Below are 16,128 nucleotides of genomic sequence, written 5' to 3'. Positions count from 1 at the left end.
GGCGGGTTCTAACCCGCCTTACCACTCACGAGCCGCGGGAGGAGCGGGAAGCCGAGGGCCAGGCCGAGCAGTGCCGGGAGGCCGTGGTTGTCGTGCGCGATCGTGTCGATCACGGCCAGCACCGGCACCGCGAAGGCCATGATCCGGAACTGCACCGGCAGCACCACGCCGTAGCGGCGCGAAGCCACCATGACCACGGCCGCGAGGCCGCCGATCAGGCCCACCACGCACATCGAGTTGCCCGCCCCGACCGGGTTGAGCCAGACGTAGCTCATGACCTGCCCGAACAGGCCGCAGCCGAAGTACAGGACGAGCCAGCGGGCGCGGCCGAACACGCGCTCGGCGAGCGTGCCGAACACCGCCAGCCAGACCAGGTTCGACGTCAGGCCGAACGCCCACCCGTCCTGGAAGAACATGCCCGTGACCAGGCGGTACCACTCGCCCGCGTCGATGCGCGCGGCGTCGCGGTGCATCGCGTCGTACAGCGGCGGGTGGGCCAGCTGCGCGATTCCGCAGGCCAGCGTCACGGCGAAGACCGCGGCGGTCAGGTACGGGCGCCGGCCCGCCCGCGCGAGGGCCCCGAACGGGTTGCGGGATGCGGTGGGCGTGGTCATGGACGAAACTCTAGGCGCGCCACCGCGGTCGCACCCCCGACGTTTGTCACGAACCGCCACGGGAAGGCCCCCAGCATGCGAGCGACAGTCATCTACGGCGCCGGTGACGTGCGGGTCGAGACCGTCCCGGACCCGGAACTGGCGGAACCGACCGACGTCGTCCTGCGGGTCGTGCGGTCCTGCATCTGCGGCAGCGACCTCTGGCCGTACGCCGACATGGCGCCGAGCGAGCACGGCCGGCGCATCGGGCACGAGTTCCTCGGGATCGTCGAGGAGACCGGCGCGGACGTCACCACCGTCACGAAGGGCGACCTCGTCATCGCGCCCTTCGTCTACTCCGACAACACCTGCCAGTTCTGCCGCGAAGGACTTCAGACGTCCTGCCTGCACGGCGGGTTCTGGGGCGCGAAGGGCGTCGACGGCGGCCAGGGCGAGGCGGTGCGCGTGCCGCAGGCCGACGGCACCCTCGTCAAGGTCCCGCACACCGAGGACGACGACCTGCTGGCGTCGCTGCTCACGCTGTCCGACGTCTTCCCGACCGGGCACCACGCCGCGACGAAGGCCCGGGTGCGCGCGGGCCAGAACGTCACCGTGATCGGCGACGGCGCGGTCGGTCTCTCCGCCGTCCTCGCCGCGAAGCGGCTGGGCGCCGAACGGATCGTCCTCATGGGACGCCACCAGGCGCGGACCGACCTCGGCCGCGAGTTCGGCGCAACCGACGTCGTCGCCGAACGCGGTGAGGAGGGCATCGAGAAGGTGCGGGAGCTGACGAACGGCGAGGGCACGCACGCCGTCCTGGAGTGCGTCGGCACGAAGCCCGCCTTCGAGATGGCCGTCGGGGTTGTGCGCCCGGGTGGCTCGGTCAGCCGCGTCGGCGTCCCGCAGTACGAGGAGGGCCCGATCGGCCCGGCGCTGTTCCGGCGCAACGTCACCGTCACCGGCGGTGTCGCCCCGGCCCGGCACTACATTCCCGAGCTGCTGCCGGACGTCCTCGACGGCAAGTACCGGCCCGGCCGGGTCTTCGACCGGACCATCGGGGTCGAGGACGTTCCCGCCGGCTACCGCGCGATGGCGGACCGCGAAGCGCTGAAGGTGCTCATCAAGCCGTGACCCGTCCGGGTGGGGGTCACTCGATCGCGGCGCCGCCCGCATTACGTTGGTACGCATGGACATGATCACCCCCGAGCCGCGCCCCGCCTGGATCGCCGGCCGCCCCGAAGCGGGCGCCACCACCCTCGTCGTGCACCACCCGTACGACGGCAGCGAGGTCGCCACGGTCGCCGTGCCCGGGCCCGACCAGGTCGAACGCGCGGTGGCCGCCGCGGCGTCGGTCGCGCGCGAACTCCGCAGCACGCCGGCGCACGTCCGGGCGGGAGCGCTCGACCACGTCTCCCGCGTGCTCGCCGCGCGCGCCGAGGAGATCGCCGAGGTGATCACCGCCGAGAACGGCAAGCCGCTCAAGTGGGCCGAAGCCGAGGTCAAGCGCGCGGTGTCGGTGTTCCGGATCGCCGCCGAGGAGGCCCGCCGCTTCACCGGCGACGTCCAGCGCCTCGACACCGACCCCGCGGGCGAGGCGCGGCTGGCACTGACCCGCCGCGTCCCGCGCGGGCCGGTGCTCGGCATCGCGCCGTTCAACTTCCCGCTCAACCTGGTCGCGCACAAGGTCGCGCCGTCGCTGGCGATCGGCGCGCCGATCATCGTCAAGCCCGCGCCGCGGACGCCGTTGTCGGCGTTGATCCTCGGCGAGATCCTGGCCGAGACGGACCTGCCCGCAGGCGCGTTCTCCGTGCTGCCGCTGGGAAACGAGGAGACGCAGGCGCTCGTCGCCGACCCGCGGCTGCCGGTCGTGTCGTTCACCGGCTCCGGCCCGGTCGGCTGGTCGCTCAAGGACGCCGCGCCGCGCAAGCACGTCGTGCTCGAGCTCGGCGGCAACGCGGCGGCCGTCGTGCTGCGCGACTGGCCCGACCCCGAAGGCGCCGCGCACCGGATCGCCACCTTCGGCAACTACCAGGCCGGCCAGTCCTGCATCGCGGTGCAGCGGGTGATCGTGGACGCCGCCGTGGCCGAGGAGTTCGTGCCCGCGCTGGTGGAAGCGGTCGAGTCGCAGCGCACGGGCGACCCGTACGACCGCAACACCGACGTCGGCCCGGTCGTCGACGAGGCCGCCGCCGAACGGATCGTCGCGTGGATCGACGAGGCCGTCGAGGCGGGCGCGAAGGTGCTCACCGGCGGCACCCGCGAGGGCGCGACCGTCGCCCCGACGCTGCTCACCGACGTCCCGCCGGACACCAAGGCCTGGAACGAGGAGATCTTCGGACCGGTGCTCGCGGTGTCCATTGTGGACGGCGTGGACGAGGCCTTCCGCTCGGTCAACGAATCGGCGTACGGCCTGCAGGCCGGCGTCTTCACCACGGACGTCCAGCTCGCGTTCCACGCCTCGGCCGAGCTGGAGGTCGGCGGCGTGATCATCGGCGACGTCCCGTCCTACCGCGCCGACCAGATGCCCTACGGCGGCGTGAAGGGCTCCGGCGTCGGCCGCGAAGGCGTGCTCGCCGCGATGCACGACCTGACCGAAGAACGCGTCACCGTCTTCACCGGCATCGAGCTCTAGCTGACCACGCCCTGCCCGAACCGGAAGACGTTGTTGGGGTCGTACTTGTGCGCGACGTCCTGCAGCCGCTTCGCGTTGTCGCCGTAGTAGGCGGTCTTCCAGTCGGGCAGGGCCGGGTCGATGTAGTTGACGTACCCGCCGCCCGCGCCGGCCGCGGCGAGCCCCGCGACGGCGTCGCCGATCGTCTGCGTGACCTTCGCCCGGGTCTTCGCCGTCGCGCCCGCGTAGACCTGCACGCTGGCCAGCGCGTCCCGGTGCCAGAACGCGGTGGCGTCCTTGGCCGGCCCGGCCACCGCGCCGCCGAGGCTGTCGATCAGCAGGTCCATGCCCGGCTTGCCGTCGGCGACCGCGACGACCTTCGCGGCGTCGACCGGGGTGGTGATGATCCGCGAGGACGCGACGAACGACTGGCGGTTCGAGCTGCCCTCGAAGTACTTCATGGCACCGAGGTAGTCCAGGGTCTTCACCACGCGCTGGGCCGGCCGGGCGCCCGCGTTCGTGGTCAGGTTGTTGAGCAGCGTGTTCAGCCCGGCGGCGTCCCCGACGTAGCAGCCGCCGACGCGGCACTGCACCGGCGAGCCGCCCGAGAGCACCAGGTTCGCCCAGAGCTCCGGCGGCATCGCGGCGATCCACTGCTGCCACGCGGCGAGCACGCCGGCGCCCGACCCGGCCGGGAAGCGCAGCGAGAAGACCGTCAGCTCCGGCGGCACCGGGTCGGTGTCGAAGGTGAACTCGGTGACGACGCCGAAGTTGCCGCCGCCCCCGCCGCGCAGAGCCCAGAACAGGTCCGGTTCGGAGCTCGCGGACGCGGTGAGCAGCCGGCCGTCGGCCGTGACGACCTGCGCGGAACTCAAGTGGTCGCAGGTCAGGCCGTACTTGCGGGTGAGTACGCCGATGCCGCCGCCGAGGGTCAGCCCGGCGATCCCGACCGTCGGGCAGGTCCCGGCGGGCAGCACGCGCCCGGCCCGCGCCAGCCCGGCGTAGACGTCCTTCAGCTTCGCGCCGGCGCCGATCACCGCCTTGCCGCCCTGGACGTCGACCTTGTTCAGCGCGGCCACGTCGATGACCAGCCCGCTCTGGGGCACGGAGTAGCCGGCGTAGCTGTGGCCGCCGCTGCGCGCGGCGATGGTGACGCGCCCAGCGGTCGCCCGGACGCAGGCCTGGACGTCCTCGGCGGTGGCCACGGTCGCGACGGCGACCGGGTTGTTGCCGTCGAAGAGCTGGTTGAAGCCGTGCTTGGCGGTGTCGTAACCGTCGGTGCCCGGGCGCAGCAGGCTGCCGGTCAGCTTGGTGCGCAGGTCGTCCCAGTTCGGCGGGCCGGTGGGCAGGCCGCTGGCGGCCGGGGCGGTCGGCGGGGGCGCCGGAGCGGTCGAGGCGACCGGGGCCGCGGGCTGCTCCGGCCCGCACGCGGCGGCGACGGCACCGGCGGCGGAGACGCCCGCGATGCGCAGGAACGCCCTCCGGGGGAGGCCGGGCCGCCCCTGGTCGTGCTCACTGTCCACAGCGGACTCCTCGGTGCCGGGAACGCCCAGTGTAGAGCGGGCGCAAGGCGTTCACCGGACGGAGCGGGCCGATCACGCCCAGGCGGGAATCCGCGGCACGTCCCCTTCGAGGGCGGCGCCGTCGGAGCGCCCGCTGAGCCAGGCCAGCAGCGCCCCGGCCGAGCCCCGCACGGTCGCCTTCGGGGCGGCGCCCATCGTCCATTCGAACCCGTCGCCGGCCAGGCGGAGCGAGGGCAGGTGGGCACCGCGCGAGGCGATGGCGTGCTGGACGACGTCCTCGGTGAGCGGCCCGAGCAGCCCCAGCACCCGGTCCAGGTCGTAACCACGGTCGAGGTCGGCGAGGTGGATGGCCAATTCGGACAGCCGCATCCGCGCGACAACGGCCCCGGTGACGGGCAACCCCTGCCGGTTGCGGGCTTCGCGCGCCCAGGCGTCATCCGGCATGGCGGCGGCGTACTGCTCGAAGCGCCCGGCAGAGGCGACGAAGTCGGCGAGCAGATCGGCGGCGCCGTGCCGGGCACTGGTTTCGATGTCCCGCTCGCGGGCTTCCGGGCCGGCGTACATCGGGGTCTCGACGCCGGTGTTCGCCCAGGTCAGGAGGTTCTGCAGGCCATCGGCGTTGCGCGCGACGTGCGCGAGGACGTGGGCCCGCGACCAACCGGGCAACGCGCTGGGGGCGCGCAGCTCGGGCTCGCCGAGGCCACCGATGGCCCGCGCCCACTCGTCGTCGAGCTTCCTGACCCCGTCGAGCAGGGCGTGTGCCTTCTCGGATGCCGTCACGGCCCCGAGTCTAGGACCGCCGCAGGGCCGCCGGGGCGTCCGCGGGGACAGCCGGGTTCTTCGGCGCGATCGGCTCCAGCCGCGCGTAAGGCGCGTCCTGGGCCGGCCGCAGGTCCTCCTCGCCCTTGTTCGGCCAGAACGAGAACGCGCGCTCCGCCTGGGCCGTGATGGTCAGCGACGGGTTCACGCCCAGGTTCGCCGTGATCGCCGCGCCGTCCACCACCGACAGGCCCGGGTAGCCGAACACCCGGTGGTACGGGTCGATCACGCCCTCGTCGGCCGACGCTCCGATCGGGACGCCGCCGATGAAGTGGGCCGTCAGCGGGATGTCGAAGATCTCGCCCCACGTGCCGCCCGCGATGCCGCCGATGCGCTCGGCCGTGCGCTCGTTGGCTTCGTGGCCCGCCGGGATGAAGCTCGGGTTCGGCTCGCCGTGGCCCTGCTTGGACGTGTACTTGCGCCGCCCGAACAGGCCGCGGCGGGTGTACGTCGTGATCGAGTTGTCCAGGCTCTGCATCACCAGCAGGATCACCGTGCGCTCGCTCCAGCGGTAGCCGTTGAGCAGCTTCGCCGCCTGGATCGGGTGCTTCGCCATGAACGTGACGGCCTGCCGCCAGCGCGGCACCGGCGAGGCACCGTCCGTCGCGATCGTCTGCAGCAGGCTCATCGCGTTGCTGCCCTTGCCGTACCGCACCGGCTCGATGTGGGTGTTGTCGTCCGGGTGGATCGACGACGTGATCGCGACGCCGCGGCTGAAGTTCCGGCTCTCGTCGACGTCGGTGCGGGCCGCGCCGATGATCGCCTCGGAGTTCGTGCGGGTCAGCTCACCGAGCCGGCGCGACAACCGCGGCAGCGTGCCCGTGTCCTTCATCTTGTGCAGCAGGTTCTGCGTGCCCCACGTGCCCGCGGCGAAGACGACCTTCTCGGCCGTGATCGTCGTCCGGAACCTCTTCGAGGTCGTCCCGGTCTTCTTCAACGACACCTCGTACCCGCCGTCGATCGGCTTCACCGACGTCACCGTGGTCAGCGGGATGACGTGGGCGCCGTCCTGCTCGGCCAGGTAGAGGTAGTTCTTGACCAGCGTGTTCTTCGCCCCGACGCGGCAGCCCGTCATGCACGAGCCGCATTCGGTGCAGCCGACGCGCTCGGGGCCGGCGCCGCCGAAGTACGGGTCCGCCGCCTTCGCGCCGGGCTTTCCGAAGTAGACACCCACCGGCGTCGCGTGGAACGAATCGGCGACGCCCATGTCCTTCGCGACCTGGCGCATCACGACGTCCGACGGCGTGATGGTCGGGTTCGTGACGACGCCGAGCATGCGGCTCGCCTGGTCGTAGTGCGGCGCGAGCTCGGACTCCCAGTCGGTGATGTGCGCCCACTGCCGGTCGCGGTAGAACGGCTTGAGCGGCCGGTACAGCGTGTTCGCGTAGACCAGCGACCCGCCGCCGACGCCGGCGCCCGCCAGCACCATCACGTCGTTGAGCATGTGGATGCGCTGGATGCCGTAGCAGCCGACCTGCGGCGCCCACAGGTAGCGCTTGAGGTCCCACGACGTCTTCGCGAACTCGTCGTCGGCGAACCGGCGGCCCGCCTCCACGACGGCCACCCGGTAGCCCTTCTCCGTGAGCCGCAGCGCCGCGACGCTGCCGCCGAACCCCGACCCCACCACGACGACGTCGTAGTCGGGGCCACCCGCACTGGTGGTGGTGTTACTGGCAGTCACACCTGGAGCGTAACTCCGGCTCCGCGTTCTGACCAGAGGTAAGTTACTCGCCGGTTACGCTTGTCCGACGACAATAGTGGGTAATCTCCACGGTGGTCGATGCCCACGTCGGCGAATCACCGCCGGTCGGGGCACAAGGGCGGAAGACACCACGATGAGCCCACGAACGCTCACCGGTTGGCGCAAGTCGAGCCACAGCCACTTCGAAGAGAACGCCTGCGTCGAGATCGGCACCGGCCCCGGGGTCGTCGGGGTCCGGGACACCAAGCAAGCGGCGCCCCGGCCGGTCCTCGTCTGCTCCGCGGCCGCCTTCGCCGCATTCCTCGGCCACCTCACCGCCGGACGGTGAGGCCCACCCGCTGGAACTCCTTGAGGTCCGAGTAACCCGTCTTCGCCATCGCGCGGCGCAGCGCCCCGAACAGGTTCACCACACCTTCCGCGTCCGACGAGGGCCCGAACAACAGGGTCTTGAGGTCGACGGCGTAGTCGGGGCCGGCCGCCACGCGCGAGCGCGGCAGCGACGGGTGCGCCGCGGCCGCCGTCCAGTACAGGCCCTGACCGGGCGCGTCCGAGGCGGCGGCCAGCGGCGAGCCGAGCATGACGGCGTCCGCGCCGCACGCGATGGCCTTGGCGATGTCGCCCGACACGGTCATGCCGCCGTCGGCGAGCACGTGCACGTACCGGCCGCCGGTCTCGTCGAGGTAGTCGCGGCGGGCGGCCGCGGCGTCGATGATCGCGGTGGCCATCGGGACGCCGATGCCGAGGACGCGGTCGGTGCTCGTCACGCCCGGCGTGTAGCCGTGGCCGACGATGACCCCGGCCGCGCCGGTGCGCATGAGGTGCATCGCCGTGCGGTAGTCGCTGACGCCGCCGGCGATCACCGGCACGTCGAGGCGGCCGATGAACTCCTTGAGGTTCAGCGGCTCCGCGTCGCGCTGGACGTGCTCGGCGGAGATGATCGTGCCCTGCACGACGAGGATTTCGACGCCGGCCGCGATCAGGTCCGGGGTCAGCTCGGCGGCGTGCTGCGGGCTGACGCGCGCGGCCACCGTGACGCCGGACTCGCGGACCGTCTTGATCGCCTCGGTCAGCAGGTCGAGCCGGATCGGCGCGGCGTGCAGCTCCTGCAGCACGCGGCCGACGGCGGTCGGTTCCTCGAGGTCCTCGGCCGCGCGGACCAGCTGGAAGATGGCGTCCTCGACGTTCGCGTGCCGCGCCCAGAGCCCTTCGGCGTTGAGCACGCCCAGGCCGCCGAGCTCGCCGACGGCGACCGCGGTGCCGGGCGAGACGATCGCGTCCGTCGGGTGCGTGACGAGCGGCAGGTCGAAGCGGTAGGCGTCGATCTGCCAGGAGGTGGACACCACCGAAGACGACCGGGTCCGCCGCGACGGCACGATCTCGACGTCGTCGAGGTCATACGCCCGCCGCGCGGTGCGGCCCATCCCGATCTCGACCAGGTCCCGCACGTGAAGCCTCCTCCGACGACGACAATCTGCCGTGCCCCATTGTCGCTAGGCCGCGTGGGTGACCTGCGCACGGGGGTTAGAACAGCGGGACCACCAGCAGGACGCCCACCACCACGGCCGCCGCCGCGAGCACCGCCGCGACCACGGGACGGCCGCTGTCGGACACGAAGACCAGAACACCGCCCAGCAGCCCGGCCCCGAACAGCGCGGCGAAGAAGATCCGGAGGTCTTCGGTGTCGGCCGGCACGCGGTGCCGCCGGACCTCGATCGCGCGCACCGCCCGCCCGACTTCGGAGATCTCCAGAAGGACCGGCTGTTTCGGCAACAGGTTGAAGTTCTCGTCGTGCCCCCGCGCCTCGAAGCGTTCGCCGGACGCCGTCCTCAGGTCGAGGCGGTAGCCGATCGGCTCGCCCGGCGGCGACCGGTACCGCGCCACGACGACGGCCTCTTCGCGCTCGACCGGCCCGACCGCCTCGAGCAGCCAGCACGTCGCGGCGGTCAGCACGACCCCGGCAGCCAGCCCGCACAGCGCGGCCGCCAGCAGGAATTTTCCGGACACGCTCACACCCGGACGAACACGGCGATCGGCGCGAGGAGCGCCCCCAGCGCGAGGGCCAGCCAGGTGGCCACCGGCGGGTAGACGTTGAGCCGGACCGCGCCGAAGTACACCGCGCCCAGGGCGAGGAGGCTGGCGACGATCAGCAGGACCGGCCGGACCACGCCGGACCGCAGGTCGACCACGCCGCCGCCGGCGCGCAGGTACGCGATGCTGCCGTCCGCGGTGGACACGTCGAGCGTCACCGGCTGGCCGGGCGGCAGGTCGAGGCCGGCATCCACCGCCGTGACGCGGAAGTGCCGGCCACCGGCGTCGACCTCGACGGTGTGGCTCTCCGCGTCCGCGTACCCGCCGACCGGAAGGGCGCCGCGCGTGTGGGACACCACGTGCCCTTCGACGCGGTAGGTCGGCGCGTCCCGGCCGGCCAGGGCCTGGCACATCAGGCACACCACACCGCCCAGGAAGAGGGACACCAGGGCGACGGCCGTGAAGAACACCTTGCGCAGCACGCGGGTGAACCGGCCGGCCATCATGTGTCCTAGTGCACACCACGGCGGCCACGCCAGGCGATAGGCCGATTACGGTAAGCACGCTAGGTCACGGTGACACAGCGAGAAGCCCGCACTTCGGATCGGTTCCGAGTGCGGGCCGCGCTGCCGGCCGTGACTCAGCGGGTCGTGTAGTTCGGGGCCTCGACGGTCATCGTGATGTCGTGCGGGTGGCTCTCCTTGAGCCCGGCCGCGGTGATCCGGACCAGCTGCGCTTCCTGCAGCTGCGCGATCGTCTCGGCCCCCGCGTACCCCATGCCGGCACGCAGGCCGCCGACCAGCTGGTGCACGACGTTGGCCAGCGGGCCGCGGAACGGGATCCGGCCCTCGATGCCCTCGGGGACCAGCTTGTCCTCGTTGAGCACGTCGTCCTGGGCGTAGCGGTCCTTCGAGTAGGACTTGCCCTGGCCGCGGGACTGCATCGCGCCGAGCGAGCCCATGCCGCGGTAGACCTTGAACTGCTTGCCGTTGACCAGGATCAGGTCGCCCGGGGACTCGGCGGTGCCGGCGAGCAGGCTGCCCAGCATCACCGTGGACGCGCCGGCCGCGATGGCCTTCGCGATGTCGCCCGAGTACTGGATGCCGCCGTCGCCGATCACCGGGATGCCCGCCGGGCGCGCGGCCTGGTCGGCCTCGTAGATCGCCGAGATCTGCGGCACGCCGACGCCGGCCACGATCCGGGTGGTGCAGATGGAGCCCGGGCCGACGCCGACCTTGATGCCGTCCGCGCCCGCGTCGACCAGCGCCTGCGCGCCCGCGCGGGTGGCGACGTTGCCGCCGACGATGTCGACCGACTCGCCCAGCTCCTTCTTCAGCAGCGAGACCGTGTCGACGACCGCGCGGGAGTGCCCGTGCGCGGTGTCGACCATCAACACGTCGACGCCGGCTTCGGCGAGCGTCATCGCGCGTTTGTGGCCGTCGACGCCCACGCCGACCGCGGCGCCGACGATGAGCCGGCCGTCCGGGTCCTTGGTCGCCTTCGGGTACTGCTCGGTCTTCACGAAGTCCTTGACCGTGATCAGGCCGCGGAGCTTGCCCGCGCCGTCGACGATCGGCAGCTTCTCGATCTTGTGCCGGCGCAGCAGGCCGAGCGCGGCGTCCGCCGACACCCCGACCTGCGCGGTGACCAGCGGCGCCTTCGTCATGACCTCGGACACCGGGCGGCTGTGGTCGACCTCGAACCGCATGTCGCGGTTGGTGATGATGCCCACCAGCGTCCCGGCCGCGTCGGTGACCGGCACGCCGGAGATGCGGAACTTGGCGCACAGGGCGTCGACCTCGGCCAGCGTCGCGTCCGGCGCGCAGGTGACCGGGTCGGTGACCATGCCGGCCTCGGACCGCTTGACGACCTCGACCGCGGCGGCCTGCTCGTCGATCGGCAGGTTGCGCTGGAGGACGCCGATGCCGCCCTGGCGGGCCATGGCGATGGCCATCCGCGCCTCGGTGACGGTGTCCATCGCCGCGGACACCAGCGGGACGCCGAGGGTGATGTTCCGGGTCAGCCGGGAGCTCGTGTCGACGGTGCTGGGGACGACGTCGGATTCGGCCGGCAGCAGCAGCACGTCGTCGAAGGTCAGGCCGAGCATGGCGAACTTGGCCGGAACGGGGGCGGTGATGCCGTCGCTGGTCATAGCGGGTGAAGGGCCTTCCTGGCGCGGGATGAGCGTGTCGCTGTGGCGACTCGGAGCCTTCCCCTCATGATATCCGCCGCTCCCCGCCCGCCCCGGGCGGTGGGCGGCCCGGTACCGTGCAGGCCGTGGCGCACGATGTCCTGCCTCCAGACCCGTTCGCGGACGACCCGGACGACCCGGCCCGCGCATTCGGAGACCCCGAGGACCGGCTGGACGAGCCGATCAGCGACTCCGAACGCACCGAACTGCTGGCCGATCTCTCGGATCTGGCCGTGTACCAGGCCCTCCTCGAACCCCGCGGAGTCCGCGGAATCGTGGTCGACTGCGGCGAGTGCGACGAACCCCACTACCACGACTGGCACCTGCTGCGAGCCAGCCTGGAGCAACTGCTGGCGGACGGCCGGATGCGGCCCCACGAGCCGGCCTACGACCCGAACCCCGGTGATTACGTGAGCTGGGACTACTGCCGCGGCTTCGCGGACGGTGTGACGGCGAACGAAAGCGCGTACTGAGCGGTCCCTTCGGCTGGGAAGAAGCCCTGGTGAGTTTCCTCACCAGGGCTTCTTGCTGCGGGATCGCTGTGGGGTGCGCCTGGCTCGCTACCGGGCGCGCCGGTGGTGATCGGCGGCTTGGCCGCCGCGGGCTCGCCGCGCGGGCGGGGTCGGCTCGTCGCCGATCGCGCCGATGATGGGCGGCGGAGCGGAGCCGTGGTCGGCGGCGAATTCGCTGCTCGGCGACGGGGCTGCGCTTCCCGTTGCCCGCCCGCGGCCACGCCGCGCGGGCCGGAGTCGCTTTGAGTTGCTCGCCCTCGGGCTGCGCCGAGCGCGGCCCGTTGCCGGTCGCGCCGGTGGCGATCGGCGGTGCGAGACCGTGGTCGGCGGTGGACTCGCTGCTCGCCGCCGGACTCGCGTGGGGACTGCCCGCCCGCGGGCACGCCGCACGGGCGGGGTGGGCGTCGCACCTTGCGCTGCCCATCCGCGGCTCACCGCCGGGGTGCTGCCCGGCGGTGGTCGTGCTGCCGCTGACTACTGCCGGCTGCTGCTACGGCGTCTCGCCGACGCCCTGTGACTGGCCGCCCGCGGACTCGCTGCGGGGCGTGCCCGGCTCGTTGCCGGTGGCGCCGGTGGTGGTCGGCGGCGGCGGAGTCGTCGTCGGCGGCGGGGTGGTGGTCGGCGGCGGCGGGGTCGGCGTCGGGGTTGCGCTGCCCGGCAGGCTCGTGGTTCCGCTGCCGCTGCCGGGGAGGGATGAGGCCGAGCCGGCCGGTGGGGCCTGGCTCGTCGGGGCGCCGGGCGTGGCCGACGGCAAGGAAGTCTGGATCGGGCCCTGGACCGGTGCGTCCGGGTTCGTCAGCTGGGCGGCGAGCTGCCGGTGCTGCTCCATCAGCTGGTCGCGGTTCTCCTCGTCGGTGACCTGCGACAGGGCGGCCTGGGCGTCCTGGAGGGCCTGGCGAGCGGCGTCGAGGTTGCCGCCGGCGATGGCGAGGTTGGCCTTCTCGAGGTCGAGCTTCGCAGTCGCGGCCGCCTCGACGGAACGGGTGTGATCGGCGTAGAGGACCTTCGCGAGGCCCCACAGCGTGTCGCCGGGTTGCGCGGAGCGCGCGGCCAGCCCGGTGCCGGTGAACGCGATCGCCAGCACTGCGGCGGCGACGGCGACCGGGACGAGCAGCCTGCGGCGGCGTCCGCTCGAAGCGTGCCGCTTCGAGAGAGCGGCGGTACTGACGGTGCGCACGGCGGTGTCGACGTCGACGAGCTCGGCCAGCGGCTCACTGTCGATGTCTCTTCGCCACGCCACCAGCAACGCGTTGAGCTCCTGGTCGCCGAGACCGTCGGCCAGCGCCGGGTCGGACCCGCCGAGCGCGTCGAGCAGCGCGTCGTCGGCCTGTACGGCCGACAGGTCGGCGGCGAACTCCGCCTCCGACGCCGTCAGGCCACTGCCGAAGACGTCGTCCGGCTCGAATCTCTTCTCGTGACCGGTCACTCAGATCACCTCCTCCGCGGCCAGGACCTTTCTCAGCCGCGCGAGGGCGCGGTGCTGGGCGACGCGGACGGCGCCGGGCGTGGAGCCGACCGCGTCCGCGGTCTCCTCCGCCGACAGGCCGACGACCACGCGCAACACCACGATCTCCCGCTGCTTGTCCGGCAGCACCTGCAACAACTGGGACATCCGCTCGTTCAGCTCACCTTGCAGCGCCCGCTGCTCGGGGCCGACCCCGCCCTCGACCTCGTCGGGGATCTCGGCCACGGGCTCGGCCCGGTTGCGCGCCGCCGCGCGGTGCGCGTCGGCCACCTTGTGCTGGGCGATCCCGTAGACGAAGGCCAGAAAAGGGCGGCCTTGATCGCGGTACGAGGGCAATGCCGTTAGCACCGCGAGACACACCTCCTGCGCAACGTCGTCCGCCGAAGCGAACGATCGCTCCTGCCTGCCAACCCGGGCGCGGCAATACCGCACTACCAGTGGACGGATAGCAGCCAGCAGCCGCTCCACTGCCTGGGGATCTCCCTCGACAGCAGCGGCGACCGGCTCATCCAGTCCATCCCCCACATTGGCCATCGCAGACAACAGTCCCAGTGTTACGTGTAGGTGGGCAAAGAACCCGGCCCGTGGTCGCCTCCACCGCGCACCGGTGACCGCTACCGTACCGTCGGCTCGCCCCGGACCGGCGCGCGCGGTGCGCCCGGGCGCGCCGCGGCTGCCGGAGCAGCGAAAGTACGGGTCGTCCTGCGAACCCGCGGTCGAGGTCGCCGATTCAACGAGCGAACGGGCCTGCGGGTACGAGATCCGCCGGAGGGGCGGAGCGGCGGGGCGGGAATCCGCCGGATCGAGCGCCGGAGCGTGATGGGGACCACATAGGTGCGGGCCAGGGCGATGCGCCCTGGCCCGTCGTCACCTGTGAACCGGCCGTGTCAGGAACGGGGAGAGCGGCAGGTCAGCTGACCAGGCCGCGGCGGAAGCCGTGGGCGACGGCCTGCGCGCGGTCGCGCACGCCGAGCTTGCGGAACAGCCGCCGGGCGTGCGTCTTGACCGTGTCCTCGGACAGGTAGAGCTCGCGGCCGATCTGGCCGTTGCTCTTGCCCTGGCTCATCCCGCGGAGCACCTGAAGCTCGCGCTCGGTCAGCTGGACGCCCGGGTCGGACGGCTGACGGGGCGCGGGCACCGAGGTGCTCGCCAGGGTGTGGGCCAGCGCGGCGACCAGCTCCGGCCGGGACGCGTCCCAGCGGAGGTAGCCGCGGGCACCGCCGGCGATCGCGGCGGCGATGCTGCCCGCGTCGTCCGGGGCGCCGAAGACGATGACGTTCGCCTGGGGGTTGGCCGAGACGAGCCGCCGGGTGGCTTCGACACCCGTCGGGACCGCGCGTTGCGTCCCGACCAGCACGACGTCGACGGGCTGACGGGAGTACCGGGCCAGCAGCTCGTCACCGTGCGCTACGCAGTCGATGCGACTGACCCCAGGGACCGCGGACATCACTCGGGTGAGCCCTTCACGGACACTGCGTCGGTCGTCGCAGATCAAGACCGTCGTCACGGGGTTTCCTTCCTGCAGCCGGGTGACATTCCTCTTCCCCTATCGGACGCTTTAGCCCGAACCTTGACACGATCCGGTGGCTTTTTTTGAAGTTTCTTAGCCCGGATGCCGGAACACCCCATTCCGACGGCTCAACCACCCGGGACGGGGACCCATGGTGATTCCCCCGCAACCCTCCTCCCGCAAGGATCTGCGCTTCGTAACACTGCGTGCAACACCTGCGCCACTCTGAATCGATACTCCTCGGCGTGTCCTGGGCGCAGGTCGGCCGCGACGAGCGCCGCCGGCCACGAAAGTGAAAGGAGTTCGCATTCCTCCGCCGTCGCCATTGCATTTCCGACAAGGTCGTCCGAAATCTTCCGGTGATCGGGTGCGCCGGCCGCGCTCAGGGCGACGGCCAGCACAATCCCGGATTTCACGAGGTGCCGCCGCGCGCCGCGGGCTTGCGCGGTTTCGAAAGCGCGGCGGGCGTGCGGGACGGCATCGGCGCCCTGACCTGCGGCGAGGGCGATTTCGGCGCCCACCCAGCCGCCGCGGACGGTGGCCCGCCACCGGGTGTCCACGGCGGCGGCCCGCTCGGCGAACCGCCGGGCGGCGGAGAGGCGGCCGAGGGCGAGGTTGTCGGCGGCCAAGCCGAGGAGGGCGTCGGCTCTCGCGCCCGCGGCGTCGAGGCCGTCCGGGTCGGGCTCGGTGATCAGGGCGGCGGCCTTGGCGAAAGCCTCGCCGTCGAGCGCGCGGGCCTGGCGGTGGCCGCCCAGCTGCCGCCGGTGCGACGCCAGAGTGCTGGCGGCCAGGGAGGCCGTCACCGGGTCGCTCGCGTGCCGGAGGGCGCCGAGGAGGGCCGCGGCGGCCGCGTACCGCCCCTGTGCGCCGAGGACGACGGCGGCGAGCAGCCGTTCCCGCGGGCTGCCGGGCCCGCGCGTGACGGCGGGATCGGGCAGCGGGCCGCTCCCGAACGCGGCGGCCCTCAGGGCGGGTTCGTGCACCCGTCCTTTCTAGTGGTCGGGTCCGACAAAAACCTGATCGAACCACCCGCACGTCGCCCCCGGACGTCGCAGCGGGCTAGGCGCACGCGTCCGAGGTTCGTTGCCGGCGCCCGGCCCAAGCGCCCCAATGTGGCGTTGGGTGCGTCCAACGCACCCAATGTGGCGTTCGGTGCGTCTGACGCACCGAACGC

Annotated in this window: 16 protein-coding genes; 4 read left to right on the top strand and 12 right to left on the bottom strand. The window is 72.5% G+C overall.

The features are described from left to right. Positions 1 to 8: 8 nt before the first annotated feature. Positions 9 to 614 carry a rhomboid family intramembrane serine protease gene (locus ACWEF6_RS40530; protein WP_449687818.1) on the bottom strand — a complete coding sequence of 202 codons (606 nt, stop codon included), beginning with the start codon at positions 612 to 614 and terminating at the stop codon, positions 9 to 11. Positions 615 to 689: 75 nt separating this feature from the next. On the opposite strand from ACWEF6_RS40530, the gene ACWEF6_RS40525 reads away from it, so the two are divergent. Both ACWEF6_RS40525 and ACWEF6_RS40520 read left to right on the top strand, forming a co-directional pair. Continuing rightward, positions 690 to 1,724, top strand: coding sequence for a zinc-dependent alcohol dehydrogenase family protein (locus tag ACWEF6_RS40525; protein WP_449687817.1), 1,035 nt, complete (start codon positions 690 to 692; stop codon positions 1,722 to 1,724). A gap of 55 nt (positions 1,725 to 1,779) precedes the next feature. Beyond that, positions 1,780 to 3,225 (top strand): aldehyde dehydrogenase family protein, encoded by a 1,446-nt coding sequence (locus tag ACWEF6_RS40520; protein ID WP_449687816.1) that lies wholly within the window; start codon positions 1,780 to 1,782, stop codon positions 3,223 to 3,225. Here ACWEF6_RS40520 and ACWEF6_RS40515 read toward each other — a convergent pair. The 3 genes from ACWEF6_RS40515 to ACWEF6_RS40505 all read right to left on the bottom strand — a co-directional run bounded on the left by ACWEF6_RS40515 (position 3,222) and on the right by ACWEF6_RS40505 (position 7,227). Continuing rightward, the gene (locus tag ACWEF6_RS40515; RefSeq protein WP_449687815.1) at positions 3,222 to 4,727 is read right to left on the bottom strand and encodes an FAD-dependent oxidoreductase; all 1,506 of its coding nucleotides are present in this window, start codon (positions 4,725 to 4,727) and stop codon (positions 3,222 to 3,224) included. The two genes, ACWEF6_RS40520 and ACWEF6_RS40515, sit on opposite strands and share 4 nt — an antisense overlap. A 72-nt stretch (positions 4,728 to 4,799) precedes the next feature. Then, positions 4,800 to 5,507 (bottom strand): maleylpyruvate isomerase N-terminal domain-containing protein, encoded by a 708-nt coding sequence (locus ACWEF6_RS40510; protein WP_449687814.1) that lies wholly within the window; start codon positions 5,505 to 5,507, stop codon positions 4,800 to 4,802. A gap of 10 nt (positions 5,508 to 5,517) precedes the next feature. Beyond that, positions 5,518 to 7,227 (bottom strand): FAD-dependent oxidoreductase, encoded by a 1,710-nt coding sequence (locus tag ACWEF6_RS40505; RefSeq protein WP_449687813.1) that lies wholly within the window; start codon positions 7,225 to 7,227, stop codon positions 5,518 to 5,520. Positions 7,228 to 7,381: 154 nt separating this feature from the next. Between ACWEF6_RS40505 and ACWEF6_RS40500 the strand changes: the two genes are divergently transcribed. Continuing rightward, positions 7,382 to 7,576 (top strand): DUF397 domain-containing protein, encoded by a 195-nt coding sequence (locus ACWEF6_RS40500; protein WP_449687812.1) that lies wholly within the window; start codon positions 7,382 to 7,384, stop codon positions 7,574 to 7,576. On the opposite strand, the gene ACWEF6_RS40495 is transcribed toward ACWEF6_RS40500, so the two are convergent. The 4 genes from ACWEF6_RS40495 to guaB form a co-directional block, all read right to left on the bottom strand. Continuing rightward, positions 7,560 to 8,693 carry a GuaB3 family IMP dehydrogenase-related protein gene (locus ACWEF6_RS40495; RefSeq protein WP_449687811.1) on the bottom strand — a complete coding sequence of 378 codons (1,134 nt, stop codon included), beginning with the start codon at positions 8,691 to 8,693 and terminating at the stop codon, positions 7,560 to 7,562. The two genes, ACWEF6_RS40500 and ACWEF6_RS40495, sit on opposite strands and share 17 nt — an antisense overlap. Before the next feature lie 76 nt (positions 8,694 to 8,769). Continuing rightward, positions 8,770 to 9,252 carry a hypothetical protein gene (locus tag ACWEF6_RS40490; RefSeq protein WP_449687810.1) on the bottom strand — a complete coding sequence of 161 codons (483 nt, stop codon included), beginning with the start codon at positions 9,250 to 9,252 and terminating at the stop codon, positions 8,770 to 8,772. A 2-nt stretch (positions 9,253 to 9,254) separates the two neighbouring features. After that, positions 9,255 to 9,782: a hypothetical protein gene (locus tag ACWEF6_RS40485; RefSeq protein ID WP_449687809.1), complete on the bottom strand. Its 528-nt coding sequence runs from the start codon at positions 9,780 to 9,782 to the stop codon at positions 9,255 to 9,257. Positions 9,783 to 9,916: 134 nt separating this feature from the next. Next, positions 9,917 to 11,428, bottom strand: coding sequence for an IMP dehydrogenase (gene guaB, locus ACWEF6_RS40480; protein WP_449687808.1), 1,512 nt, complete (start codon positions 11,426 to 11,428; stop codon positions 9,917 to 9,919). 116 nt (positions 11,429 to 11,544) lie between these two features. On the opposite strand from guaB, the gene ACWEF6_RS40475 reads away from it, so the two are divergent. After that, on the top strand, positions 11,545 to 11,940 hold the full coding sequence (locus tag ACWEF6_RS40475) for a DUF5319 domain-containing protein (RefSeq protein ID WP_003073549.1): 396 nt from the start codon (positions 11,545 to 11,547) through the stop codon (positions 11,938 to 11,940). Between the two features lie 529 nt (positions 11,941 to 12,469). Here the strand turns inward: ACWEF6_RS40475 and ACWEF6_RS40470 are convergent. The 4 genes from ACWEF6_RS40470 to ACWEF6_RS40455 form a co-directional block, all read right to left on the bottom strand. Then, complete coding sequence (locus ACWEF6_RS40470; RefSeq protein ID WP_449687807.1) at positions 12,470 to 13,405, bottom strand: anti-sigma-D factor RsdA; 936 nt, start codon at positions 13,403 to 13,405, stop codon at positions 12,470 to 12,472. After that, positions 13,406 to 13,978, bottom strand: coding sequence for a sigma-70 family RNA polymerase sigma factor (locus tag ACWEF6_RS40465; RefSeq protein WP_026468912.1), 573 nt, complete (start codon positions 13,976 to 13,978; stop codon positions 13,406 to 13,408). Positions 13,979 to 14,354: 376 nt separating this feature from the next. Then, positions 14,355 to 14,951, bottom strand: coding sequence for a response regulator transcription factor (locus ACWEF6_RS40460; protein ID WP_003073605.1), 597 nt, complete (start codon positions 14,949 to 14,951; stop codon positions 14,355 to 14,357). Between the two features lie 131 nt (positions 14,952 to 15,082). Continuing rightward, a complete protein-coding gene (locus ACWEF6_RS40455) occupies positions 15,083 to 15,937 on the bottom strand; it encodes a hypothetical protein (protein WP_449687806.1) in 855 nt (284 codons plus the stop codon). Between the last annotated feature and the right edge of the window lie 191 nt (positions 15,938 to 16,128).

Source organism: Amycolatopsis sp. NPDC004772, from assembly GCF_053601215.1.
This window is presented reverse-complemented; position numbering and strand designations above follow the sequence as displayed.